Genomic DNA, 21,587 nt, shown 5'->3' on the forward strand with positions numbered 1-21,587 from the left:
GCGTTCTCCCTGGGCGTGCGGTCGTTACTGGGTGGCCTTGCCGATGCCGATCACGAACGCATTGGCGGGCGGCTGGATCTGCTTGAACGACTTGTCGTAGTTGTCGAGCGCGGCGGCGGCGGCCGCGCCGTCGACACCCGACGACGAGCCCGAAGCCGAAGCCGCGTGTTCGGCCGCATGCGGGTCGATGATCTGGGCCTGCATCACGGTGCGGACCGAGTCGCCGAAGCGGCTGTCCCACACCGGGGTCGACGACATACAGCCGGCAAGCGCGAACGCGAGCGGTGCGGCGAGCGCCGCACGGCGCACGAATACGAAGTAGGCGGATTTCATGAGCGTCCCCTTGGATGACTTCAACGATCGGTGGATGCGGGTTCCGCGCTCGCGCGCGCTATTTGCGCGTGGGCGGCGGCCGGCGGCCGGTGCCCGGGCCGCGCCGCCGGCCGGGCCGGCGTGTCGGGGCCGGCCGCCGCGAGGCGCGCGGCGGCGGCTTCGATGTGCGCGATGCGGGCGGCGTTCGCCGCGTCGGGTTGCGGCACGGTTGCCGCCACCGGCGCGGGGGTCTTCTGCGGCTCGGCGGGCACCGGCGGCTGTGCGTCCGTGCCTTGCGGTGCACGCGGCGCAGGCAGCGCGGCGTCCTGACCGGCGGGCGCGTCCGATTGCGGCGCCGGCGACGGCGCCTGGGCCGGTGCCTGCGGTGCGCTCGCCGGGCCGTTCATCGGTTGCGCACCCGCCTTGCGGACGCCGCCGCGACCTTCCATGTTGCCCGTCGCATACACGTCGGCTTCGTTCGGCTTCGAGAAGCTGTCGGTCGGCAACGCCACGTCCGCGGTCTGCAGCGGTTTCACGAGATGCGGCGTAATCAGGAAGATCAGCTCGGTGCGGTCCTGCTGGAACGACGTGCTGCGGAACAGCGCGCCGAGCACCGGCACTTCACCCACGCCAGGGATCGCCTTCAGTGCGCCGCTCGCGTTGTCCTTGATCAGCCCGCCGATCGCGAACGATTCGCCGTCGCTCATCTGCACCGTAGTCGACGCGCGCCGCGTCGTGATCAGCGGCAGGATCGACGTGCCGCCGATGTTGGACGCGCTCAGCGTGACGCCCGTCTGCGACAGCTCCGACACTTCCGGTGCGACCTTCAGGCTGATCCGGCCGTTCGCCAGCACGGTCGGCGTGAACTTCAGCGCGACGCCGAACTCCTCTTCCTGCAGCGTGATCGACGAGATGCCGTTGCCGCTGCTCTGCGGGATCGGGATGAAGATCTTGCCGCCGGCGAGGAACGTCGCTTCCTGGCCGCTGATCGTCACGAGATTCGGCTCCGCGAGGATCTTCACGAGGTTGTCGGTGTTCTGCGCGTCGGCCGCGATGCTGAACGGCTTGTTGTTCGCCTTGCTGAAGGCGACCGCGCTCGAGACGCCCGCGAGCAGGCTGCTGACCAGCGCACCGCTCCACGAACCGAACCCGCCCTGGATGTTGAGTGCGCTGCCCATCTGGTTGATCAGCGTCTTCGACACCTCGGCCACCTTCACCTCGAGCATCACCTGCTGCGGCGACGTCACGCTCAGCATGTTCAGCACGCCGCCGCCCGGCTTGCCGCCCCCTGCCGGGTCGCCCGCACTGTCGCCGTACGCGTGTGCGATCTGCACGGCCTGCTGCGCGGCCTGCGAGCTCGACACCGAGCCGGCCAGCACGATCGTGCCGGCGGCGGTCGAGACGTGAATGTCGCGCTCGCCGGGCATCAGCTGCTGCAGCGATGCCTGCAGGCCGCCGGCATCCGCGCCGACCGCCACGTCGATCACGCGGCATGCGCCGCTCCGGCCCTGCACGATCATGTTCGTCGTGCCGACCGACAGCCCGAGGATGTACAGCGTCTGCGGCGACACCATCGTCGCCTGCGCGACGGCCGGATTGCCGATCGTCCGGTTGCGCACCGGCTCCGGCATCGGCACCAGCAGCGACTTGCCGAGCGGCACGCTGACGCTGGTCGACTCGCGCACCGCGCCGATGCAGTTCGGCCCGCGCAGCGGCCCCGCCGACGCGGCAGGCGCGGCGGCCGGCACCGGCGCCATGCTGATCGTCATCTGCATCGGCCCCTTGCCGACCGCGGCCGGCGCGCTGGCGCCGCCTTTCGTCAGCACGCCGGCCTCGATGCCTTCCTGGGCCAGTGCGCCATAAACGGTCAGCCATCCTGAGCAGAGGATCGCGGCCATCATCGTGCCCCGTGCGACGCGTGTCCGCAGTGGGCCGGTACCTGTATGTTGCGGTTTGATCTTCATTTCGTCTGATCCCCCGAGAGACCGGCGCCGTGCCGGTTGTCGACTTGCGAGGCCGCCGTGCTGTGCTGACGGCCGATCTGTTTATCCGTGCATGTCCCGCTGTTTCAGAAACATTCGACGCTGCCCTTCACGCCCGTCAGCACGCCGACACAGTCGTGCCGTGCCTGCGACGCGACGTGCATGCGCACCGGGCGCACGCGGGCGGGCGCCGGGCCCGGCAGCGGCGGCAGGTCGGGCAACGGGCCCTTGCCGAGCAGCGTCAGCTTGGTCGCGCCGTCGGTGGTCAGCGTCTTCTGGTCGACCTGGTTGCGCAGCACGAGCGACAGCGTGCCGACGCTGCGCGCGAGGTCGAGGCGTTCGGCCTGGTCGGGCGTGACTTCCAGCGTGACCGCGTTGACGACCTTCGGTGCGGTGTCGTCGCGGCTGACCTGCTGCGCGACGGCCAGCACGAGGATGTGATCGAGCACGATCTTGGAGATGCTCTGCCCGTCGGTCTTGCCCTGCTGTTCCTGCGTATTGACGATCACGTCGACGTAGTTGCCCGGCAGCGCGAAGCCCGCGACGCCGACCACGTCGTTCACGCGCACCGTGATCGCGCGGCTGCCGTCGGCGATCACCGCGGACAGCCCGCCCTTCGTGCCGACCGGCGCGAGCTTCGACTCGATCACCGGCTCGCCGCGCGACAGGCTGGTGCGCACGACGCGCCCTTCGAGCGCCTTCGTATCGGTGAACGCGCCGGTCGGCACGCTGCCCGCCGGCCAGCTGACCATGTGGATCTGGTTCGGCCCGAGCGGCTCGCCCAGGTTCAGATCGGTGGTGGCCACCGCGACCGGCGTGACCGAGCTCGTGGATGTCTGCACCAGCCAGTGGGACGCGAACACGACCGCGGCAAGACCCGCGACCATCGCGACGACCAGCATCATGAGCGCTCGACTGTTTTTCATGGCAATGCTCCTCGACGATTCGTGAAAGAAACGGCTCAACCGGTGATGAACGTGCGGCCACCGCGCTCGACGGGCGGCGGATGGCCGCCGTCCCGTTCAGGCGCCGCGCCGAAATAACTCGCCCACGCGTCGTACAGCGCGTCGTGCGTCACCTCGGGCGGATCGCCCCGATACCGCGCGCCGGCGGCGACGAGACGCAGCAGGTCCGCCGGAAAGCACGCGAGAAACGCCTTGCCGGTCGGCAGGTGCAGCCGATGCAGCAGGTAGTCGAATGCATCGCTCGCCGCGACGAGGCCGAGCGATGCGCAGGCCGCGTCGAATACCGTGCGGTATTCGTCGATCGACAGCGGACCGACGTGAAGCTTCGAGCCGAGGCGGCGCAGGAATGCGTCGTCGCAGAACTGCTCGGGCGACAGGTTGCTCGAGAACACCGGCCACACGTCGAACGGCAGCACGAAGCGGTTGCCCGACTCGAGCGTCATGAAATCGACGCCGCGATCGAGCGGGCGCAGCCAGCGATTGAGCAGGTCGCGCGGCTCGACGCGCTGGCGGCCGAGATCGTCGACGACGTACATGCCCATGTTCGCCTTCATGTGCGGCGGCGCCTGGTAGAAGCCGGCCGCCTCGTCGCGGCGAAGATCGAGCTCGGCGAGCGTCAGTTCGCCGCCGGACATCACGACCGGCCGCCGGCACAGGCGCCAGCGGCGATCGACCGACTGGCCGCCGGACGGCGACGGCGCATCGACGTGCACGAGCGGGTCGTAGATCTGGATCACTTCACCGGCCGCGCAGATCGCGTGCGGCACCGGCACGCGGCCGTGCATCAGCGTGCCGAGCCGCTCGGCAAGGAACGTCTTGCCGCTGCCGGCCGGGCCGTAGATCAGCAGCGGGCGGCCGGCGTTCAGCGCCGCGGCCGCCGCATCGAGCACCGACGTGTCGATCACGATGCCGTCGAATGCCGTCCACACGTCTTCCTGCGCGATGTGCAGCTTGCGCACCGAATGCGCGTTCACGCAGGCGAGGTACGCGTCGAGCGTCACCGGCGCGGGCCCGCTGTAGCTGCTGCGCGCACGTTCCTCGAGCGCGAGCACGCGGCCCGCGTCGGTCAGGCGGAACGTCACGTCGAGATCGGTCGAGCCGCGATGGGTGAGCTCGACGAGACGCTCGCGCACCAGGAATGCGAAGACGTCGTCGAGCACCGCGAGCGGCAGGCAGTGCCGCTCGATCAGGTCGCCGTACGACGGGCGGCCGAGCATCAGCGTCGACTTCAGCACGAGGCCGGCGACGAACGTCTGGGTGAGCCCGGTTTCCTCGAGCGAGCGCGGCGCCGGCGGCAACGGCGTGGTCGTCTTCGTATGCGCTTCGCGCGACGGTAACGGATCGGGCAGGTGCGTCACCTGCGCATCGCGTCGCGGTTCGGTGTGATTCGTGTTCATGATCGCTCCGTCTTCGTTGCAGGTTCGGCGTGCTAGGCGCACGACGCGAACAGCATCCCCAGCGTGCCCGCTGCAATCGCCACCCCGTACGGCAGCGTGCCGACCGACACGACTTCCGCGGGGCGGTCGGCATCCCCGGCGTGCGCCCCTTGCGAGCGCCGCGCGATCAGCACGCGGACGTTCGTCCACATCTGGCGCATGCGCCCGCGCAGCAGCGCGAACGCGATGGCGCCGATCCCGCCGGCCACGAAGGTCGCCAGCACGATGTAAAACGTCATTTCCGCGCCGACCCATGCGCCGATCGCGAGCATCAGCTTCACGTCGCCGGCCGCCATGCCGCGCAGCAGGTAGAACGGCAGCAGCAGGGCGAAGCCGGTTGCCGCGCCGGCGAGCCAGCCGACGATGCCGGCCTGGACGCCGTGCAGCAGGCACTGCGCGATCAATGCGCCGACGAGTCCTGCCGCGACGAGGCGGTTCGGGATGCGTCGGGTCGCGATGTCCGTGCTGGCCGCGGCGACCGCGAGCAGCGTCACGCACAACGGAACCGGGTAAGGCGGCGCAACGGGTAACATGGCGAACCTCGCTGAGCGAATCGGTGGATCAGGAAACCATGGCCAGCGCGGTGGTCACGGCAGCCGTCACGGCCGTTGCGATCACCTCGTACGTATCCGCCAGCGAGCCTTTCAGCGTGACGACGCTGCCCAGCACCGCGACGGCGAACATCGCCCCGAGCAACGCGTATTCGATCGACGTCACGCCCTGCTCGTCGCCGATCCAGCGACATACGACACGCATCCTGGCTTGCATGATGGTCTCCTTCCCCGGGTTGTTCGGATGACCTGGGACGGCTCGAGCACTGCACCGGCCGAGCCGTCCGCGCACGGTCAGTCAAATGCCTGCCACCGCCGAATCCAGGTCGGCCGCGATCGTGCTGAACACGGTCTTGAGGTCCTTCCCGATGGTCGACAGCGCGAGGATGATGCCTACCGCGATCAGTGCGGCGATCAGGCCGTATTCGATGGCGGTCACGCCGTCTTCATCGCGGACGAAACGGCTGGCTTGTTGAATGAACTTGGACATGACGATCTCCTTTTGTGGTGACTTGCTGAGCCCTCGCGTGCCGGCTGGATCGATTGATCCGGCTTCGATACGCCGAGGCATTTCGTTAATGCCGTATGGTGGCGACGAACGATTCGAAAGAGCCGTTCCCCGTGCCGCCCATCAGATGCCTGCTACTACGGAATCCAGATCGGCCGCGACCGTGCTGAACACGGTCTTGAGATCCGTGCCGATCGTGGTCAACGCGACGACGATTCCGATCGCGATCAGCGCGGCGATCAGGCCATATTCGATGGCCGTTACGCCTTGCTGGTCCTCGATGAACCACGCGATCTTTTCGATGATTCTTGACATGAGCACACTCCTTTCGGACTGCTATTAAATTCCCTTCGTCGAACAGGACGTCGGGGACGGGCACCACCGGCACTACAGGAAAATCGGAACGCGACGCTCAGCGACGGCGACAGGGATGCACACACCTGTCCGTGCGAACGACTATCAATGAGGGCGAATGCGAGAGAGGCGCGTACGGTTCGATCAGCCTGGCAAACCAGGCAAAGCGGTCTGCCGGAACGGCGTGACTGCCGTGCGACGCATGGAATCCAATTGAACGGGAGACGAGCTCCCCGAGATGCTGCCAACCGACTTTGATGCGGCTCGCCGGCCGCAGTGTGCTCTGGTCTTTCATTTTTATTCCCCGTTTGCTGCCATGCCGATTCTTATTGCCCTGACGATGCCGGGTCTCATTGGCTGGCCGACGAAGGTTTTCGCGGTTCATCGACCTGGAGCTGCGTGTTCCCCGATGCGCTCCGGTCATTTTTTCCGCGGGTGACTCCGAGGCCGGTTTCCGTTGTCTGCTCCTGGAACCGCCCGGTCGTCACGTCGTCGACTGCCGTGCCAACGCTTACGCAAAGAGCAGGCCACCTCGAGACGAATCCAGGCGTATCAAGGGTTTCAGCGCGTCCCGCCCAGCTCGGCCGATGACGCGATGCGGAAAATGTTGCAAATCTGATATACATTTGCCGGCGAGCATCGGGCGGCCGGATGCCGGTCACCGCGCTGCGCAAAGGGCTCAAAAAATTTTCTCGGGACTTTCCCGAACGCGGGCAGCCGGTCTGGTTTTGCAGGATCGCCGGGGTGACGAACCGGTAAAAATCTCCGAATGTTTCAAGCCGGAAACACAAATTCCGCCCGTGTCTTTTTCTCAGACCTGAAAACGCGGTTTTCACGCGTATCGCCGGTCAATCGACCTTCCGGCTTTCAGTGGGCGGTTTGCATCACGCGATTTTTTCTTCAACAATGCATTCACCGGGCAACGCCATTCAGAGCGATTCGATCCGGTGGCACGACAACATGAAATGGCCGCGACAGACCAAGCGGCCTCCACCACATACGGGGCATCATGTACACAGCCAATCGTGGAACGCGCGACCGCGCAAGACGCCGGGCTCAATGGCTGACAGCAGACCGGATCATTCCGTACAGCTGCATCATGCTGATGCTCTTCTCGTTGTTGCTGATCGTCTGGGGCTTCGTGACGGACGGCTTCGCCTCGAATGCCACCGCGCGCCCCGGCGTCGACTTCTCGGTTTTCTGGACCGCATCGCACCTCGTATTGCAAGGCCATGCCGCATCGGCCTACGACCCGTCATCTTTCCTGCAGGCCGAGTTCGCGCACTTCGATGCGTATCTGCAGCACCGGCCGCTTCCCTGGCTCTATCCGCCGACGATGTTGCTGTTCATCGCGCCGGTTGCCCTCGTGCCTTTCCTGCCCGCTTATTTCCTCTTTTTCGCGGGCAGTCTTTTATGCTACGCGTTCGCTGTCTCGCGGTTGTCGGGATTGCGCGCGCATCTTCCCGTCCCGCGCGCCGCGGCGCTCGTCGTGGTCGCGTATTCGGCGGTGTGCCTGTCCGCGCTGTTCGGACAAAACAGCATCCTGACCGCCGGCATCGCGGCGCTCGCGCTGCATCTGCTCGGCAAGCGCCCGATCGCCGCCGGCATATTGATCGGACTGCTGGCGATCAAGCCGCAACTGGCCGTGGTGTTCCCGTTCGTCCTGATCGCGGTGCGCGCATGGCGCGCATTCGCGGCGGCGGCGATCAGCGCGACGCTGTTCGCGGCGGCCGGGATCGCGCTGGCCGGCCCCGGCGCGCTGCACGGGTTGACCCTGGCACTGTCGACGGTACGCGACCAGCATTTCATGCTCCCGTCGTACTGGCTCGCGTCGCCGACGCCGTTCGCCGCATTGCGGCTCGCGGGCGTGCCGGTCACGGCCGCGCTGGTCGCGCAAGCGGCGGTCGCGCTGCTCGCGATCGCCGCGGCCGTCGACGTGTGGCGCCGTACCGGCGACATGCGCCTGCGCGGTGCCGCGCTGGCGGTCGCCACGTTGCTGACCACGCCCTATCTGTGGAACTACGAACTGACGTGGCTCGGCATCGCGATCTTCTGCCTGCTCGCGTACGGCCTGGACGAAGGCTGGCTGCCCGGCGACCAGGGCATCCTGCTGCTCGCGTGGCTGCTGCCGATCTTCGAGATGCTGAACCGGCTGCTGAAGCTGCCGCAGATCGGGCCCGTCGTGCTGCTCGCCGTGCTGTTCGTCGTCGTGCGCCGCACGGTGCGCGCCTCCCGGAGCGCACCATGAAAGCGCCCCTGTCCGCGCGCCACGCGCCGCCGGCCGTCGACATGCACCCCGAACTCCCGATCGCGGGCCCGCGCCGCTATCCGCACTGGCTCAACCGCGATCGCGTGCGGCTCTATGCGGCGGCCGCGCTGCTGGCCGAGCTGCTGTTCATCGGCATCTACGTGACCCGCGTGTTCCTGTCGCACAACGGTGCGCTGGAACCGCTGTCGCAGGATTTCTCGCCGATCTGGAGCGCCGCGTGGCTCGCCGCGCACGGGCGCGCCGCCGATGCGTGGCATTTCCCCGCGCTGTTCGCGATCCAGAAGCTCGCGATCCCGACGATGACGCTTGCGGGCGGCACGCTGCCGTGGCTCTACCCGCCCACGATGCTCCTGCTCGTGCTGCCGCTCGGCTGGCTGCCGTACACGCTTGCGCTCGTGCTGTGGCTCGGCGTGACGTATGCGCTGTTCGCCGCGACGATCCGCGCGACCGTCCAGCGCGATGCCGCATGGCTGTGCGCACTCGCGTTTCCCGGCGCATTCCTCACCGTGATCGTCGGGCAGACCAGCCTCTTTACCGCGACACTCGCGGGCCTCGGCCTGCTCTTGCTGAACCGCCGCCCCGCGTGCGCCGGCGTCTGCTTCGCGTTGTTGACGATGAAGCCGCAGCTCGCGGTGCTGTTCCCGCTCGCGCTGCTGTGCGCGGGCCAATGGCGCGCGCTGGCCGCGTGGGCCGTGACGATCGCCGGCAGCGCCGCGCTCGCGACGCTCGCGTTCGGCGTCGGCCCGTGGGTCACGTTCGCGCACGTGATCGGCAACGTCTACGCGGTCGTCGGCAGCGGCCAGGCCAAGCTCGCGCGCATGCCGACCGTGTTCGCGCTCGCGACGATGGCCGGCTGGCCCGTGATCGTCGCGCGCGGCCTTCAACTGCTGTCGGCTGCAGCCGGCGCCATCGCCGTCGTCTACGCATGGCGCGGCACGTGTTCCTACGCGCTGCGCGCCGCGACGCTCGCCTGCGCCTGCCTGCTCGTCAGCCCTTACCTGTACGACTACGACCTGACGTGGTACGGCATCGTGATCGCCTGGTACGCACGCTATGCATGGACGCACGGCTGGCGGCGCTTCGATCGCGAGTGGCTGATGCTGCTGTGGCCGATGCCGCTCGCGGGCCTCGCGGTCGTGCCGCACCTGTCGTTCCAGTTCATGCCGCTCGTCACGCTCGCGTCGCTCGCGCTGCTCGTCAGCCGGATCGCGCGGGAAAGGCACGACGTGCCGTCGTTGCCGGACGCGCGCGATCATTCGACCGAGACCGGCTTCACACATCCGGTCCGGCCGCATCACCGCTCGGCGTACGGATTGCGCCGCACCGGCCACCCGACGCTCGGTATCGGCCGGTGAAGCGACATTACAAGGGGAGTCATCATGCGGGAACCACACTACACACCGCTCGTCTCGCTGGTCGTACCGTTCTATAACGAAGGCGAGGCCGTCGAGCGCTTCTTCGACGTCGTGATTCCGTTGCTGACGGCCATCGACGCGATCCGCTTCGAGATCGTCTGCGTCAACGACGGCAGCCGCGACGACACGCTCGAACGCCTGATCCGGATCGGTACGGCCGAGCGGCGCGTACGCGTGATCGATCTCACCCGCAACTTCGGCAAGGAGGCCGCGCTGACGGCCGGCCTCGACGAAGCGCTCGGCGATGCGGTGATCCCGCTCGACGCCGACCTGCAAGACCCGCCGAGCCTGATCCCGGTGATGATCGAGCACTGGCGCGACGGTGCGGAAGTCGTCGCGGCGAAGCGCAGCAGCCGCGCGTGCGATTCGTTCGCGAAGCGCACCGCGGCCGCGATCTACTATCGCGTGCACAACCTGCTGTCGGACGTGAAGCTGCCGGAGAACGTCGGCGATTTCAGGCTGATGGACCGCAAGGTCGTGAACGCGCTGCGCAGCCTGCCCGAGCGGCACCGCTTCATGAAAGGGCTGTTCGCGTGGGTCGGCTACCGGACCGTGATCGTCGAATACCAGCGCGACCCGCGCAGCGCCGGACACTCGAAGTTCTCCGGATGGAAGCTGTGGAATTTCGCGCTGGAAGGGATCACCAGCTTCAGCACCGTGCCGCTGCGCAGCTGGACCTACATCGGCGTCGGCATCGCCGCGCTCGCGTTCGTGTACGGCGCGTTCATCGTCCTGCGCACGCTGCTGTTCGGCAACCCGGTGTTCGGCTATGCGTCGCTGATTTCGGTCACGCTGTTCATCGGCGGCATCGAGCTTGTCGGGATCGGTGTCGTCGGCGAATACATCGGGCGGATCTACGACGAATCGAAGCAGCGCCCCGTGTACCTGATCCGCCGCCGCTACCAGGCGCACGGCAAGGTAATCGAGCTCCCGGTCGCGCGCGACGCGCGCCGCCAGCTCGCGCGCCGGCGCGCGCAGCCGGCCCGTGTGCGGATCGGCACGCGCTGAGGCGCGCGCAGCCATGATCGACCTGCTCTGTACGGAGCGCACGAGGCTCGTGCGCTTCGGTTTGTCCGGGCTTTGCTCGACCGCGATCCACACGCTGGTCGCAGCGGCGATGTTCGCGCTGTTCGACGCGACGCCCGTGACGGCAAATGCCGTCGCATTCATCTGCGCCACGGTGTTCTCGTATCTCGCGAATACGCTGTGGAGCTTTTCGTCGACGGTACGGGCACGCAACCTGTTGCGCTTTCTCGCAGTCACGCTGGCCGGCTTCATCGAGACGCTGTTGCTCGCGCGTGCCGCCGAGCTGCTCGAGGTTTCGCGCGGGATGAGCGTCGTCGCGATCGCGCTGCTCATCCCGCCGACCACCTTCGTGCTGCACCGGCTCTGGACGTACCGGTAAGCGACCGCCTGCCCTCGCTCCGCGCCCGGAGATAATCGGTCAATCAATTAACAGATTCAATGTCGTTATATTTAAGTAACGCATCGAATCGATTGATTCCGATTTTAAAAATAATCAAGAAATATCATTTTTCATACCCTGTTTACCTTTACAGCTTCCATAACCAACCGAACGGGATAACCTGCATTCGCCGTCGCACCCGCATCCGGGTCATTCGTCGAAAATCCTTGCGGGACAAGGCGATGGTGGCCGCACGAAGAAATTCGCGCAACAATAAGTCCCATTACTTTAAACGGGAGTTTCCATGTCACGCGTTACCGATGTGCTCGTCTCTTTCGACACCGAAACCATCCTCAAAAAATATCCGAATCCCAGCAAAAATCCCGCCGCGCCGACGTTGATCGACTGGCGTTATGTCTATATGGTGACCAACCAGGACAACGTGATCTCCGGGCAGGCGGGCGGCGAGCTCGACCTGAAAGCGCAGGTCGGCGACCTGATCCGCTGGCGTGAAACGAGCCTGTCGCTGGGTTTCGAGAACCAGGTGGTGTTCTACAAGTTCATCGGCAACGTCGGCAACGACCTGATCTCGACGCCGACGCCGCGCGTCGCCGAAGCGTCGATTCCGGTGCCGAACACCAGCAAGCCCGAGGTGCCGACGTGCCAGAAAGTCGCGAACTACTACTGGTCGTCGGAATGCCTGAAAGTCGGCCGCGTGACTTACCACTTCCAGTTCCAGATCATCGACCGCAACTGCCAGAGCCAGGGTTGCTTCTCGTGGGATCCGTTCATCTCGATCCATAACTGATCGCGGCAGGCGGGCGGCCGCGAGGCGGTCGCCCGTGCCGCTCCCTTGTTGCGGAGGACGTGCTCATGTCTGGTCTTCGTTGCGATGTGCTCGCGATCGTCGACGCTGTCACGCTGCTGTCGGCCTACCCCGATGCGAGCCGGGACGCCGATGCGCCGACCATGATCGACGGCCGGCACATCTACGTGCTGAGCCCCGGCGACACCGGCCAGCTCGGCCCCGGCGACAACCGGCTCTTTGCCGGCCTGTCGCCGGGCGACACGCTGCATTTGCGCGAAACCGCGCTGGCGCTGCGCGCCGAGGTCAGCGTGCTGTTCATCCGGTTCGCCCTGAAGGATGCCGGCATCGTCGCGCCGATCGAGGCGGAAGTGCGCGACGCCACGGCGCCGGTGCCCGATGGGGACGACCTGCTTCACCCGTCGTGCCGGCCGATGAAGGACCACTTCTGGCGCAGCGAGGTGCTGGCCGCGGGCGCCACCACGTGCACGGCCGATTTCGCCGTGCTCGACCGCGACGGGGCCGTGTCCGGCTATTTCCGCTGGGAGGCGTCGATCGAGATCGCCGGCGGCCGACCGGACGCGAAACAACCCGATTTCAAGCCGTCGTCCGACCGGAACGGCAACTTCCACTTGCCGCCGAATACCGGCTTCAAGGCGATCTTCTACGCGAACGCCGCCGACACGCAAAATCTGAAACTGTTCATCGACGATGCGCCGGAGCCGGCCGCCTCGTTCACCGGCAACGGCAACGACGGTGTGCGGATGTTCACGCTGAATTCGCGGGGCGGCAAGATCCGGATCGACGCATCGGCCAACGGCAGGCAATCCGCGACCGATGCGCGCCTCGCGCCGCTGTCCGCGGGCGACACGGTGTGGCTCGGCTGGCTCGGCGCCGAGGACGGCGCCGATCGCGACTACAACGACGGGATCGTCATCCTCCAGTGGCCGATTACCTGAACGCCGCCGCGCTCAGGTGCGCGGCAACCCCGGCGGGTTGGTCTGCGACCGGTCGATCGCTTCGGCGTCGAGGCTCCAGCGGCCGAGCACCTTCCGGTAGCTGCCGTTCGCGATCAGCGCATTGATCGCGACCGTCAGCGGATCGGCGAGGCCGCTGCCCTTACGCGTCGTGATCGCGATGTCGGCGGTGCGCGGCCAGCCGCCGCTCACGGTGCCGATGAGCTTCGCGTCGCCGCGCAGCGACGCCTGGTAAGCGAGCATCGAGTTCACGCTGAAGATCGTGTCGACGCGGCCCGACTGCAGCGCGACCCAGCGCTCCGCCGCGTCGGCGTAATACTGGATCTCGACCGGCGCGAGGCCGCGCGCGACGTTCTGCCGGTTCCATTCGAGCAGGATCTTTTCCTGGTTCGTGCCCGAGTCGGTCACGACGCGCAGCCCGGCGACGTCCTTCGGCTCGCGGATCGCGGTGATCCGGCTGCCGTTCTTCACGTAGAAGCCGAGCTGATCCCTCCGGTAGGTCGAGAAGTCGAACTTCTCCTTGCGCTGTTCCGTGACCGTCACGTTCGAGATCACCGCGTCGACCTTGCCGGATTGCAGCGCGAGCGGCCAGTCGGCCCACGAGAGCGGCACGATCTTCAGCTTGCGCCCGATGCTGTCCGCGATGAGCTGCGCGAGATCGGGATCGAAGCCGACCACCGTGCGCGCATCGGTGGCATACGTGCTGAGCGGCGGCAGGTTCGGCGCGATACCGATCGTCAGCGTGTTCGCTTCGGCAAACCTGAAGCTGCCCGGCAACGTCTGCTCGACCGCCGGGTTCACGGCGCCGCGCTGCCGGCCCGGCTGCTCGGGGCTCAGGTCGAACGTCGCGGCCTGCGCGACGACGCTGCCGCCGATCAGCGCGGCAGCCAGCACGCGGACGACGCGCGCAACGGGAAATACTGTTCTTCTCATGTGTTCCGGATTCCTTGCGGTTCGATGATGCGAGAGGTGAACGCGAGCGGGGCTGACGTCTTGATCGCATGTCGCCGCGCCGCCGCGCGTTCCCGGCCGTCTCACGCGGGCGTCGCCTCGAGTTCGGCTGCCGCCGCGCGTTGCGGCGCCGGCTGCGCGACGGGCGATGGACGCTTCGCGTGCGACTCGCCCGCATACAGCGCCTTCGGATCGAATACGCGCGCCTGCAGCGGCGTGAACGCGCGGAAGTTCCACAGGCTGCGCGCGACGAACACGCGCTGCACCCAACGGAACGCGCGGTCGTTCTCGTCGTATTGCGGATCGAAGCGGTCGCGCGAATGCAGCGTGAAATGGTTGTTGATCAGCACCAGCTTGCCCGGCGACACCTGCACGCCGAACGACACCTCGCGCACCGCGCGATACAGGTTGGCCAGCGCTTCCTGCGCGCGTGTGTTGACCGCCAGCACCATGTCCGGATAGAACGCGACCGTCACGCGCGGCGCGTCGAGCGGCCCCGACAGCACGGCGCTCAGGTCGGTGTTGTCGCGCGGCGTCGGCGCCGCGCCGCGCCACCGGTACGGCACGCGGATGATGTAGTGCTCGCCGTAGAGTTGCGCGATGTCGTCCGGCGACAGCAGCTGCAGCGCGCGTCGCGCATCGGCGAGCCGCGTGTACGGGCCGCCGCCGGCTTCGCTGCGCACGCCGAGCAACAGCAGCGCGAACGGCGACGTGTCGCCTTCGGGCATGTGCGCCTGCGCGGCATTCTCGATATGGAAGTCGAGCTCGACCTCTGAGCCTAGGCCCGTGTATTCGCGCGCGGTCGTCTTGTGCGGCGTCAGGTTGTTCACGAGTTCGCGGCCTTCGTGCGCGATCGAGTAAGGCTCGCCGGCCAGCGTGCTCAGGGCGACCAGCACGTTCTCGCTCAGCACGCCGGCCTTGAACGAGCGGCCGGTTTCCTCGAATCTCGGGCTGCCCTTCACGTCGTCATCGATCGGCAGGTTGTCGATCTCGATCGAACCGTGCGCGTCCGCGGTCGGCGACTTCGCGCGATCGAACGCGTCGACGACCCGGTCGGGAAACGCGTTGTAGGCCAGCTTGCGGACTGCGCTGATGTAGCCGGCGCCGCCGGCCGGGTCGTAGGCCAGCGCGCCGAGCGTTTTCCGGATGTGACCGGACTCCACTGCCGTCAACACGATACGTTCATCTGCGAGATAGGTCATAGGTCTCTCGTAAAAATATCCTGGATCGAAGAACGGTGTGGCAACACCGCCGCGCTTTGCCGTCCTCGGTGCGAAGCGCTCGACAAGACTAGGGAAACACTGATCAATTCGGCTTGGCGGTCATCGCTGACGAGGCCAAGGGCGTTGTAGAAAGAAGCTCACGGAACGGACCCACGACGATGCAGCGGCAGATCGGTTTTGCGGAAGCGGAAAGTGCGGGCAAGAAGCGGGTGACCAAGCGTCAACGCTTTCTGGCCGAGATGGAGAAGGTCGTCCCTTGGTCGCGGCTGCTGTCGGTGATCGGGCCGTATTACCCGAAGGGCGAGCGTGGCCGGCCGCCGATTGGCCTGGAACGGATGCTGCGGATCTACTTGCTGCAGCAGTGGTACGGGTTGTCGGACGAAGGGCTTGAAGATGCGCTCTACGACAGCATCGCGATGCGCGCCTTCGCGGGCATCGACCTGGCGCGCGAGAACGTGCCGGACGCCACCACGCTGTTGAAATTCCGGCGCCTGCTGGTCGAGCACGCACTGACGCGAAAGCTGTTCGACGAGATCGGCATCGAGTTGTGCGAGCGCGGGCTGATGATGAAGGAAGGCACGCTGGTGGATGCGACGATCTTCGAGGCTGCGCCGTCCACGAAGAACGCCGGGAAGAGCCGTGACCCGGAGATGCATCAGACGAAGAAGGGCAACGACTGGTATTTCGGCATGAAGGCCCATGTCGGCGTCGACGCCGACTCGGGTCTGGTGCATAGCGTGGTCACCACGGCGGCCAACGAGCCGGACGTATCGCAGGCCCACGCCCTGCTGCACGGTCATGAGCAGGAAGCGTTTGGCGATGCGGGCTACACCGGCGTGGACAAGCGCGAGGAGATGAAGGGCAAGACGGTGAAGTGGCACGTGGCGCTCAAGCGCGGAAAGATCAGGGCGATGCAGGAAGGTCCGCTGAAGGACCTCGTGATCGCGGTCGAGCGAACCAAGGCGCAGATCCGCGCCCGGGTCGAGCATCCGTTTCATGTCGTGAAGAACCTGTTTCGTCATCGCAAGGTGCGCTACAAGGGTCTAGCCAGGAACACGGCACAGCTGTTCAGTCTGTTCGCGCTGGCGAACCTGGTGATCGCGAAAAATCAGCTGTTGTCGACTCATGGGAGCAATCCGTCATGTGTGTGAAAAACGCGGGAAGTGAGGCCCGAATACGAGCGAAACTCACCTCGCATGTCGTCAAATTCCTACGTCAATCTGAAAATTGCAACCTGCCTCGTCCGTTATGCGGACGACAGGCTCATTGATCAGCGTTTCCCTAGGAGACCGTCACCGCATTTCGAAATGATATTAATTCGATTGCAAACAAAAATAATCGATATAAGTTCAGCAACGCGGCAGGCGTCGCGCGCATCGATCATGCCGGCCCTTTAACACAAATTCTTGTTAAAAAATCGCTGGTTATTATTTGTATTCGCTAGCGGGTCGATGCTAGTTTTCTGTCGGATTCGACGACGCGGCTGGCCCTCGACCGGCAGCCCGCCCCTTTCCTCCGCGATACGGAAACCCGCCAGATGAAACGATGCCGTCCGCCGCGCCGCTCCTTCCACTCCGATGCATCGTTGCCGGTGCGCCCGCTCTCGCGCCCCACACGCCGGGGGCAGCGATGAGCGAACGCGCTCCGGCGCTCGATCACGCACTGGCCGCCGACACGGCGCCACGCGGCACGTCGCTGCGCGCGATCTTCCCGACCATCGCGGCCGCGAGCTTAGGCTTCGCGATCGTCCAGCTCGACGTGACCGTCGTCAACGTCGCGATTCCGAGCCTCGGCCATTCATTCGGGTCGAGCGTCCACGGACTGCAGTGGATCGTCGATGCGTACACGCTGTCGTTCGCCGCGCTGCTGCTGACGTCCGGCACGCTGGCCGATCGCTTCGGCAGCCGCCGGCTGTTCGCCCACGGCCTCGCGCTGTTCCTGCTGGCGTCGCTCGGCTGCGCGCTCGCACCGTCGCTGGCGGCGCTGATCGCCGCGCGTGTCGCGCAGGGCGTCGGCGCCGCGATGATCCTGCCGACGTCGCTCGCGCTCATCACGCACGCTTGCGCGAACAACACGGCCGCACGCGTGAAGGCCGTCGCGTGGTGGAGCGCGACGGGCGGCGCGATCAGCGCGGCCGGGCCGACGCTCGGCGGGCTGCTGATCGATACGCTCGGCTGGCGCGCGATCTTCTTCATCAACCTGCCGATCTGCGTGATCGGGCTGTGGCTCACGCTGCGCCACGTGCGGGATTCGGTCGCCGCGCGCACGCGGCTGTTCGATCCGGCCGGCCAGATCGTCGCTGTGCTCGTGCTCGGACTGCTGACGGGCGGGATCATCCGTGCCGGCGCGCACGGGCCGGGCGACCCGTATGCAGCGGGCGCGCTGGCCGCGTCGGTCGTGCTCGGCGTGCTGTTCGTCGCGATCGAACGGCGCGTCGCCGCGCCAATGCTGCAGCTCGCGTTCTTCCGGATCGCGCGGGTGCCGGGCACGCTCGCGATCGGCGCGATCACGAATGCCGCGTTCTACGGGCTGCTCTTCTCGCTCAGCCTCTATTTCCAGAGCGGGCGCGGTTTCACGGCGACCGAATCGGGGCTCGCGCTCGCGCCGCTCACGATCATCATGTTCGCCAACATCGCCAGTGCGCGCCTCGCCGTGCGGTACGGGTTCCGCGCGACCGTCATCGTCGGCCTCGCCGTATCGCTCGCCGGGTACGTGTGGCTGTGGCAGACGCTCGGCACGCACACGCCGTATGCGCTGCTCGCGCCGGGGCTCGCCGCGATGGCGATCGGCGGCGGCATCGCGATTCCCGCGCTGACGTCGACGATGCTGGCCAGCGTCGAGGCCGGCCGCTCGGCCACGGCTTCCGCGATCCTGAACACCGCGCGCCAGGTGGGCGCCGCCGTCGGCGTCGCGGCACTCGGCGCGCTGGTCGCGGGCCAGGGCCCGGCGATCGTGGCCGGCGCGGCGCGCGCGTTCGCCATCGCGGCGACGCTCGTCGCCGTCTGCATCGTGCTGGCCGCACGCTGGCCCGGCGACGCACCCGGCGCCGGCACGCGGGCCTGACCGGCGCCGTCGTCAATCCTTCAACCGATCCCACAGCCGAGCGAGGAATCCATGCAGCATCGCTTCATCGATACCGTCCTGATCGTCGACGGCGCGTCGACGGCCGCCTATCTGGCGCCCGCGTTTCGCGCGTACGGCATTCGTTGCGCGCACGTGATCAGCGACCCCGACCTGCCGGAAATCTACTGGAACCAGTTCGTCCCGTCCGACTACATTCGCCAGGTCCAGCATCGCGGCGATATCGACGCGACGCTCGCGCAGCTCGCCGACCTTCGGATCGGCGCGGTGCTGCACGGCCTCGACGCGGCGCTCGAACTGGCCGATACGCTGGCCGAGCGGCTCGACGTGCCGTATCGCAACCCGCTCGCGACGTCGGCCGCGCGGCGCGACAAGTTCGTGATGAACGAGCGCATCCGCCAGGCGGGCCTGCGCGCACCGGCGCATTTCCACAGCACGTCGGTCGACGAAGCGCTCGAATGGGCGCGTGCGCACGGCACGCTGCCGCTCGTGGTGAAGCCGGCGCGCAGCGCGGGCGTGGCCGGCGTGAAGATCTGCCGGACGCTCGCGCAGGTGGAGGCCGCCGCGCGCGACGTGCTCGCCACCCGTTCGCTGTACAACCAGCCGAACGACGACATCGTGATCCAGAGCTATTCCGAGGGGCAGGAATACATCGTCGATTCGGTGTCGTTCGAGGGCCGCCATCGCGTGGTCAGCCTGTGGGAAGTGCACCGCGACCGCACGCACGCGCCGCGGCTCGACAAGATGCTGGTGCTGAACCACGCCGACCCGCGCTACGCGCCGCTGCTCGAATACGCGGCCAACGTGCTCGACGCACTCGACGTGCGGTACGGGCCGACCCATCTCGAACTGTTCGATACGGCCGACGGCCCGACGATCGTCGAGCTGAACGCGCGGCTGCACGGCAGCCTCGACCCGCGGCTGACGAGCGCGGTCAGCGGCGAGAATCACGTGTCGGCCGCCGTCGAGGCCGTGCTTCATCCTGAGCGGCTGTTCGGCGAAGTCGCCGCGCCGACGGATTTTCGCGGCTACTGCGGGCATGTGCTGCTGCTGTCGTCGCGCAACGGCGTGCTCCGGCAGGACTTCACGTGGCAGGCGATCCAGGCGCTGCCGTCGTTCGTCGGCCTCAAGCAATGGATCAAGGTGGGCGACACGCTGCGCGTGACCACGGATCTCCAGACGGCGCTCGGCACGGTCGGCCTCTACAGCCCGACGTTCGAGCGGTTGCTAGAAGATTGCCGGCGCATCCGGGAAATCGAGGCCGATTTCTTCGCCGACGAACGCGCCGTCGCGCCGGCCTAGCGCGGCGGGCGTTGCCCGCGCGCGTGCTGACGCTAGCGCGCGAGCAGCGCGCCTGCCTGCCGGCCCAGCACCGCGCGCAATGCGTCGAGTTCGGGCAGCGCGAGCGCGTCCTCGGGCGTGACGAGATAGGTCGTCACGCTGTCGAGATCGTCGAACGCGTGCGTGCGCAGTTCCTTGCGCGCCACGTGCTCGGTCGTGATCCGCTTCGGCAGGATCGCGACGCCCATGCCGGCCGCCACGCAGCCGAGAATCGCGCCGAACGTGCCGAACGACGACACCGATTCGATCGCGAAACCGCGCGCCTTCAGCCAGTGCTCGGCGACCGCGCGATACGGGCAGCCGTCGTGAAACGCGAGCAGCCGCACCGAATTGTCGGCCAGCAACTGCCGGCGCGTGACCGTGACCGCGCTCACGAGCACCATCTCCTCGGCGAACGCGGGCGCGTAGCGCAACCCGGGCCGGACGACCGCGCGCGCGGTGAGCGCAGCGTCGATCCGGCCGCGCAGCAACGCGTCGGCCAGGTCGGGCTCGCTGCCGATCTGCACCGCCAGGCCGAGCGCCGGATCGCGTTCCTTCAATGCGGCGGCGAGCGCCGGCAGTCGGGTGGCCGCCGTACTTTCCATCGAGCCGAGCCGGAAGCTGCGCGCGACCGGCGTCTCGCGCACCACCTGCGTCGCTTCGTCGACGAGGCGCAGGATACGGTCGCAATACGGGATCAGCCGGCGCCCGGCTTCGTTCAGCACCAGCCGCTTGCCGTGCCGGTCGAACAGCGGCGCGTCGAGCGATTCCTCGAGCTGGCGCAGCCGCGCGGTTACGTTCGACTGCGTACAGCCCAGCCGTTCGGCCGCGCGCAACGCGCTGCCTTCCTGAACGACGGCCCGGAAGGTTTCGAGCAGAGGTATGTTCATATCACTTTCTCTTGTTACTGATTCAGTTTATATCATTTTACTTCGCCATTCATCCGGATTAGCCTAGCGGATATCCCGTACCGGACGGCCCTTTTCCGAGGAATCCGCATGCGCTCCGCTGTTTGCCCCGGCTTCACTTCCGTTCGTCGCCGCCGCGCGGCTTGCCCGTGCGCGCGCTGATCGCCGCAACGGTGCGGCGCGGCCCGACCGTGCTCGCCTGCGGCGTCGGCCTCGGGCTGCTGGTGCCGCCACTCGCGGATATCGCCCGGCCGCTGATGCCCGTCACCGTGTTCCTGTTCGTGCTCGGCACGCTGCTGCGCGTCGAGCCGAGCGCCGTGCGCGCGGTGGCGCGGCGGCCCGCCGTGTCGCTGCTGCTGCCTGCCGCGACGATGATCGTGTGCCCGGTCGCGCTCGGCATCGCGGCGCGGCTCGCGGGCATGCCGTACGACTGGGTCGTCGCGCTGGTGATCGCCTACTGCGCGCCGCCGTCGAGCGGCACGTCGACGATCGCGCGCATGCTGTCGCTCGACGCAAGCGTCGCGCTCGTCGCGACCCTCGCGTCGATGGTGTTCGTTCCGGTCACCGCGCCGCTACTGACCGCGTGGTTCAGCCACGACGCGGCCGTGTCGATTTCGCCGTTGAATCTCGCGTTGCGGCTCGCGCTGCTGATCGGCAGCGCCGAGGGCATCGCGCTGCTCGTGCGCCGGTTCGCCGGCTCGCGGCTCGACCGCTACGCGACGCCCATCGACGCGATCGTCGTCGTCGCGCTGCTGGTGTTCGCGCTCGGTACGATGGCCGGCATGCAGCAGTCGATCATCGACGCGCCGCATCGCGCGCTGACGGCGATCGCACTCGCATTCGCCGTCAACGCGGGTTTCCAGATCATCGCGTACGGGCTCACGCCCGGCGACGTCCGCACGCGGCTCAATGTCGCGCTGATCGTCGCCAATCGCAACGTCGGCCTGATGTGGGCCGCGCTCGGGCTTGCCGCGACACCGACGATGGCGCTCGTGTTCACGTGCGCGCAGTTGCCGATCTACACGCTGCCGCGCGTCGTCCAGCACCTGCTGCCGCGCCTCGAAGCGCAGCGCCTGCGCCGGCGCGCGCGATAGCCGGCGCGCGGCGCGCTCCCTCTTTCGCCCT

Annotated in this window: 22 protein-coding genes; 10 read left to right on the forward strand and 12 right to left on the reverse strand. The window is 67.3% G+C overall.

Going from position 1 to position 21,587, the window contains the following annotated elements; all coding sequences use genetic code 11:
• Positions 1-24 precede the first annotated feature (24 nt).
• The 9 genes from BBJ41_RS33030 to BBJ41_RS40835 all read right to left on the reverse strand — a co-directional run bounded on the left by BBJ41_RS33030 (position 25) and on the right by BBJ41_RS40835 (position 6,944).
• Positions 25-333, reverse strand: coding sequence for a hypothetical protein (locus tag BBJ41_RS33030; protein ID WP_069750555.1), 309 nt, complete (start codon positions 331-333; stop codon positions 25-27).
• Between the two features lie 20 nt (positions 334-353).
• A complete protein-coding gene (locus tag BBJ41_RS33035) occupies positions 354-2,276 on the reverse strand; it encodes a type II and III secretion system protein family protein (RefSeq protein WP_069750556.1) in 1,923 nt (640 codons plus the stop codon).
• Between the two features lie 104 nt (positions 2,277-2,380).
• Positions 2,381-3,220, reverse strand: a complete 840-nt coding sequence (gene cpaB / locus BBJ41_RS33040) for a Flp pilus assembly protein CpaB (RefSeq protein WP_069750557.1) — start codon at positions 3,218-3,220, stop codon at positions 2,381-2,383.
• 35 nt (positions 3,221-3,255) lie between these two features.
• Positions 3,256-4,656, reverse strand: coding sequence for a P-loop NTPase family protein (locus tag BBJ41_RS33045; protein WP_069750558.1), 1,401 nt, complete (start codon positions 4,654-4,656; stop codon positions 3,256-3,258).
• Positions 4,657-4,688: 32 nt separating this feature from the next.
• A complete protein-coding gene (locus tag BBJ41_RS33050; protein WP_069750559.1) occupies positions 4,689-5,228 on the reverse strand; it encodes an A24 family peptidase in 540 nt (179 codons plus the stop codon).
• A gap of 28 nt (positions 5,229-5,256) precedes the next feature.
• The gene (locus tag BBJ41_RS33055; protein WP_069750560.1) at positions 5,257-5,463 is read right to left on the reverse strand and encodes a Flp family type IVb pilin; all 207 of its coding nucleotides are present in this window, start codon (positions 5,461-5,463) and stop codon (positions 5,257-5,259) included.
• Positions 5,464-5,544: 81 nt separating this feature from the next.
• On the reverse strand, positions 5,545-5,736 hold the full coding sequence (locus tag BBJ41_RS33060) for a Flp family type IVb pilin (RefSeq protein ID WP_011349893.1): 192 nt from the start codon (positions 5,734-5,736) through the stop codon (positions 5,545-5,547).
• 141 nt (positions 5,737-5,877) lie between these two features.
• On the reverse strand, positions 5,878-6,069 hold the full coding sequence (locus BBJ41_RS33065) for a Flp family type IVb pilin (protein ID WP_069750561.1): 192 nt from the start codon (positions 6,067-6,069) through the stop codon (positions 5,878-5,880).
• A 389-nt stretch (positions 6,070-6,458) separates the two neighbouring features.
• On the reverse strand, positions 6,459-6,944 hold the full coding sequence (locus BBJ41_RS40835; protein ID WP_156814955.1) for a hypothetical protein: 486 nt from the start codon (positions 6,942-6,944) through the stop codon (positions 6,459-6,461).
• A gap of 173 nt (positions 6,945-7,117) precedes the next feature.
• On the opposite strand from BBJ41_RS40835, the gene BBJ41_RS33070 reads away from it, so the two are divergent.
• The 6 genes from BBJ41_RS33070 to BBJ41_RS41745 all read left to right on the forward strand — a co-directional run bounded on the left by BBJ41_RS33070 (position 7,118) and on the right by BBJ41_RS41745 (position 12,961).
• On the forward strand, positions 7,118-8,356 hold the full coding sequence (locus BBJ41_RS33070; protein ID WP_069750562.1) for a glycosyltransferase family 87 protein: 1,239 nt from the start codon (positions 7,118-7,120) through the stop codon (positions 8,354-8,356).
• Positions 8,353-9,732 carry a glycosyltransferase family 87 protein gene (locus tag BBJ41_RS33075; protein ID WP_069750563.1) on the forward strand — a complete coding sequence of 460 codons (1,380 nt, stop codon included), beginning with the start codon at positions 8,353-8,355 and terminating at the stop codon, positions 9,730-9,732. The genes BBJ41_RS33070 and BBJ41_RS33075 overlap by 4 nt, the downstream gene beginning before the upstream one ends.
• Positions 9,733-9,756: 24 nt before the next feature.
• Positions 9,757-10,800, forward strand: a complete 1,044-nt coding sequence (locus BBJ41_RS33080; RefSeq protein ID WP_069750564.1) for a glycosyltransferase family 2 protein — start codon at positions 9,757-9,759, stop codon at positions 10,798-10,800.
• A 13-nt stretch (positions 10,801-10,813) separates the two neighbouring features.
• Positions 10,814-11,197 carry a GtrA family protein gene (locus tag BBJ41_RS33085; RefSeq protein ID WP_069750565.1) on the forward strand — a complete coding sequence of 128 codons (384 nt, stop codon included), beginning with the start codon at positions 10,814-10,816 and terminating at the stop codon, positions 11,195-11,197.
• 304 nt (positions 11,198-11,501) lie between these two features.
• Positions 11,502-12,005, forward strand: coding sequence for an inclusion body family protein (locus BBJ41_RS33090; RefSeq protein WP_006483191.1), 504 nt, complete (start codon positions 11,502-11,504; stop codon positions 12,003-12,005).
• Between the two features lie 65 nt (positions 12,006-12,070).
• Positions 12,071-12,961, forward strand: a complete 891-nt coding sequence (locus BBJ41_RS41745) for an AidA/PixA family protein (protein WP_083282088.1) — start codon at positions 12,071-12,073, stop codon at positions 12,959-12,961.
• Between the two features lie 12 nt (positions 12,962-12,973).
• Here BBJ41_RS41745 and BBJ41_RS33105 read toward each other — a convergent pair whose 3' ends face one another.
• Together BBJ41_RS33105 and BBJ41_RS33110 are read right to left on the reverse strand one after the other, a co-directional pair.
• The gene (locus BBJ41_RS33105) at positions 12,974-13,912 is read right to left on the reverse strand and encodes an ABC transporter substrate-binding protein (protein ID WP_069750566.1); all 939 of its coding nucleotides are present in this window, start codon (positions 13,910-13,912) and stop codon (positions 12,974-12,976) included.
• 101 nt (positions 13,913-14,013) lie between these two features.
• Entirely contained in the window at positions 14,014-15,132 is a 1,119-nt protein-coding gene (locus tag BBJ41_RS33110; RefSeq protein ID WP_069750567.1) for a TauD/TfdA family dioxygenase, read from the reverse strand.
• A gap of 179 nt (positions 15,133-15,311) precedes the next feature.
• On the opposite strand from BBJ41_RS33110, the gene BBJ41_RS33115 reads away from it, so the two are divergent.
• The 3 genes from BBJ41_RS33115 to BBJ41_RS33125 all read left to right on the forward strand — a co-directional run bounded on the left by BBJ41_RS33115 (position 15,312) and on the right by BBJ41_RS33125 (position 19,536).
• Positions 15,312-16,304, forward strand: a complete 993-nt coding sequence (locus BBJ41_RS33115) for an IS5-like element ISBmu23 family transposase (protein WP_007182917.1) — start codon at positions 15,312-15,314, stop codon at positions 16,302-16,304.
• Between the two features lie 478 nt (positions 16,305-16,782).
• Positions 16,783-18,216, forward strand: a complete 1,434-nt coding sequence (locus tag BBJ41_RS33120; protein WP_069750568.1) for an MFS transporter — start codon at positions 16,783-16,785, stop codon at positions 18,214-18,216.
• A 51-nt stretch (positions 18,217-18,267) separates the two neighbouring features.
• Entirely contained in the window at positions 18,268-19,536 is a 1,269-nt protein-coding gene (locus BBJ41_RS33125; protein WP_069750569.1) for an ATP-grasp domain-containing protein, read from the forward strand.
• Between the two features lie 32 nt (positions 19,537-19,568).
• On the opposite strand, the gene BBJ41_RS33130 is transcribed toward BBJ41_RS33125, so the two are convergent.
• Complete coding sequence (locus tag BBJ41_RS33130) at positions 19,569-20,444, reverse strand: LysR family transcriptional regulator (RefSeq protein ID WP_069750570.1); 876 nt, start codon at positions 20,442-20,444, stop codon at positions 19,569-19,571.
• Between the two features lie 122 nt (positions 20,445-20,566).
• On the opposite strand from BBJ41_RS33130, the gene BBJ41_RS33135 reads away from it, so the two are divergent.
• Positions 20,567-21,556: a hypothetical protein gene (locus BBJ41_RS33135; RefSeq protein ID WP_236872192.1), complete on the forward strand. Its 990-nt coding sequence runs from the start codon at positions 20,567-20,569 to the stop codon at positions 21,554-21,556.
• The last annotated feature ends 31 nt before the right edge of the window (positions 21,557-21,587 follow it).

It is taken from the genome of Burkholderia stabilis (assembly GCF_001742165.1).
Classification (GTDB): Bacteria; Pseudomonadota; Gammaproteobacteria; order Burkholderiales; family Burkholderiaceae; genus Burkholderia; species Burkholderia stabilis.

Coding starts and splice junctions, on each gene's coding strand:
- BBJ41_RS33030 (WP_069750555.1), bottom strand. CDS start 333: ATGAAATCCGCCTACTTCGTATTCGTGCGCCGTGCGGCGCTCGCCGCA.
- BBJ41_RS33035 (WP_069750556.1), bottom strand. CDS start 2,276: ATGAAGATCAAACCGCAACATACAGGTACCGGCCCACTGCGGACACGC.
- cpaB (WP_069750557.1), bottom strand. CDS start 3,220: ATGAAAAACAGTCGAGCGCTCATGATGCTGGTCGTCGCGATGGTCGCG.
- BBJ41_RS33045 (WP_069750558.1), bottom strand. CDS start 4,656: ATGAACACGAATCACACCGAACCGCGACGCGATGCGCAGGTGACGCAC.
- BBJ41_RS33050 (WP_069750559.1), bottom strand. CDS start 5,228: ATGTTACCCGTTGCGCCGCCTTACCCGGTTCCGTTGTGCGTGACGCTG.
- BBJ41_RS33055 (WP_069750560.1), bottom strand. CDS start 5,463: ATGCAAGCCAGGATGCGTGTCGTATGTCGCTGGATCGGCGACGAGCAG.
- BBJ41_RS33060 (WP_011349893.1), bottom strand. CDS start 5,736: ATGTCCAAGTTCATTCAACAAGCCAGCCGTTTCGTCCGCGATGAAGAC.
- BBJ41_RS33065 (WP_069750561.1), bottom strand. CDS start 6,069: ATGTCAAGAATCATCGAAAAGATCGCGTGGTTCATCGAGGACCAGCAA.
- BBJ41_RS33070 (WP_069750562.1), top strand. CDS start 7,118: ATGTACACAGCCAATCGTGGAACGCGCGACCGCGCAAGACGCCGGGCT.
- BBJ41_RS33075 (WP_069750563.1), top strand. CDS start 8,353: ATGAAAGCGCCCCTGTCCGCGCGCCACGCGCCGCCGGCCGTCGACATG.
- BBJ41_RS33080 (WP_069750564.1), top strand. CDS start 9,757: ATGCGGGAACCACACTACACACCGCTCGTCTCGCTGGTCGTACCGTTC.
- BBJ41_RS33085 (WP_069750565.1), top strand. CDS start 10,814: ATGATCGACCTGCTCTGTACGGAGCGCACGAGGCTCGTGCGCTTCGGT.
- BBJ41_RS33090 (WP_006483191.1), top strand. CDS start 11,502: ATGTCACGCGTTACCGATGTGCTCGTCTCTTTCGACACCGAAACCATC.
- BBJ41_RS41745 (WP_083282088.1), top strand. CDS start 12,071: ATGTCTGGTCTTCGTTGCGATGTGCTCGCGATCGTCGACGCTGTCACG.
- BBJ41_RS33105 (WP_069750566.1), bottom strand. CDS start 13,912: ATGAGAAGAACAGTATTTCCCGTTGCGCGCGTCGTCCGCGTGCTGGCT.
- BBJ41_RS33110 (WP_069750567.1), bottom strand. CDS start 15,132: ATGACCTATCTCGCAGATGAACGTATCGTGTTGACGGCAGTGGAGTCC.
- BBJ41_RS33115 (WP_007182917.1), top strand. CDS start 15,312: ATGCAGCGGCAGATCGGTTTTGCGGAAGCGGAAAGTGCGGGCAAGAAG.
- BBJ41_RS33120 (WP_069750568.1), top strand. CDS start 16,783: ATGAGCGAACGCGCTCCGGCGCTCGATCACGCACTGGCCGCCGACACG.
- BBJ41_RS33125 (WP_069750569.1), top strand. CDS start 18,268: ATGCAGCATCGCTTCATCGATACCGTCCTGATCGTCGACGGCGCGTCG.
- BBJ41_RS33130 (WP_069750570.1), bottom strand. CDS start 20,444: ATGAACATACCTCTGCTCGAAACCTTCCGGGCCGTCGTTCAGGAAGGC.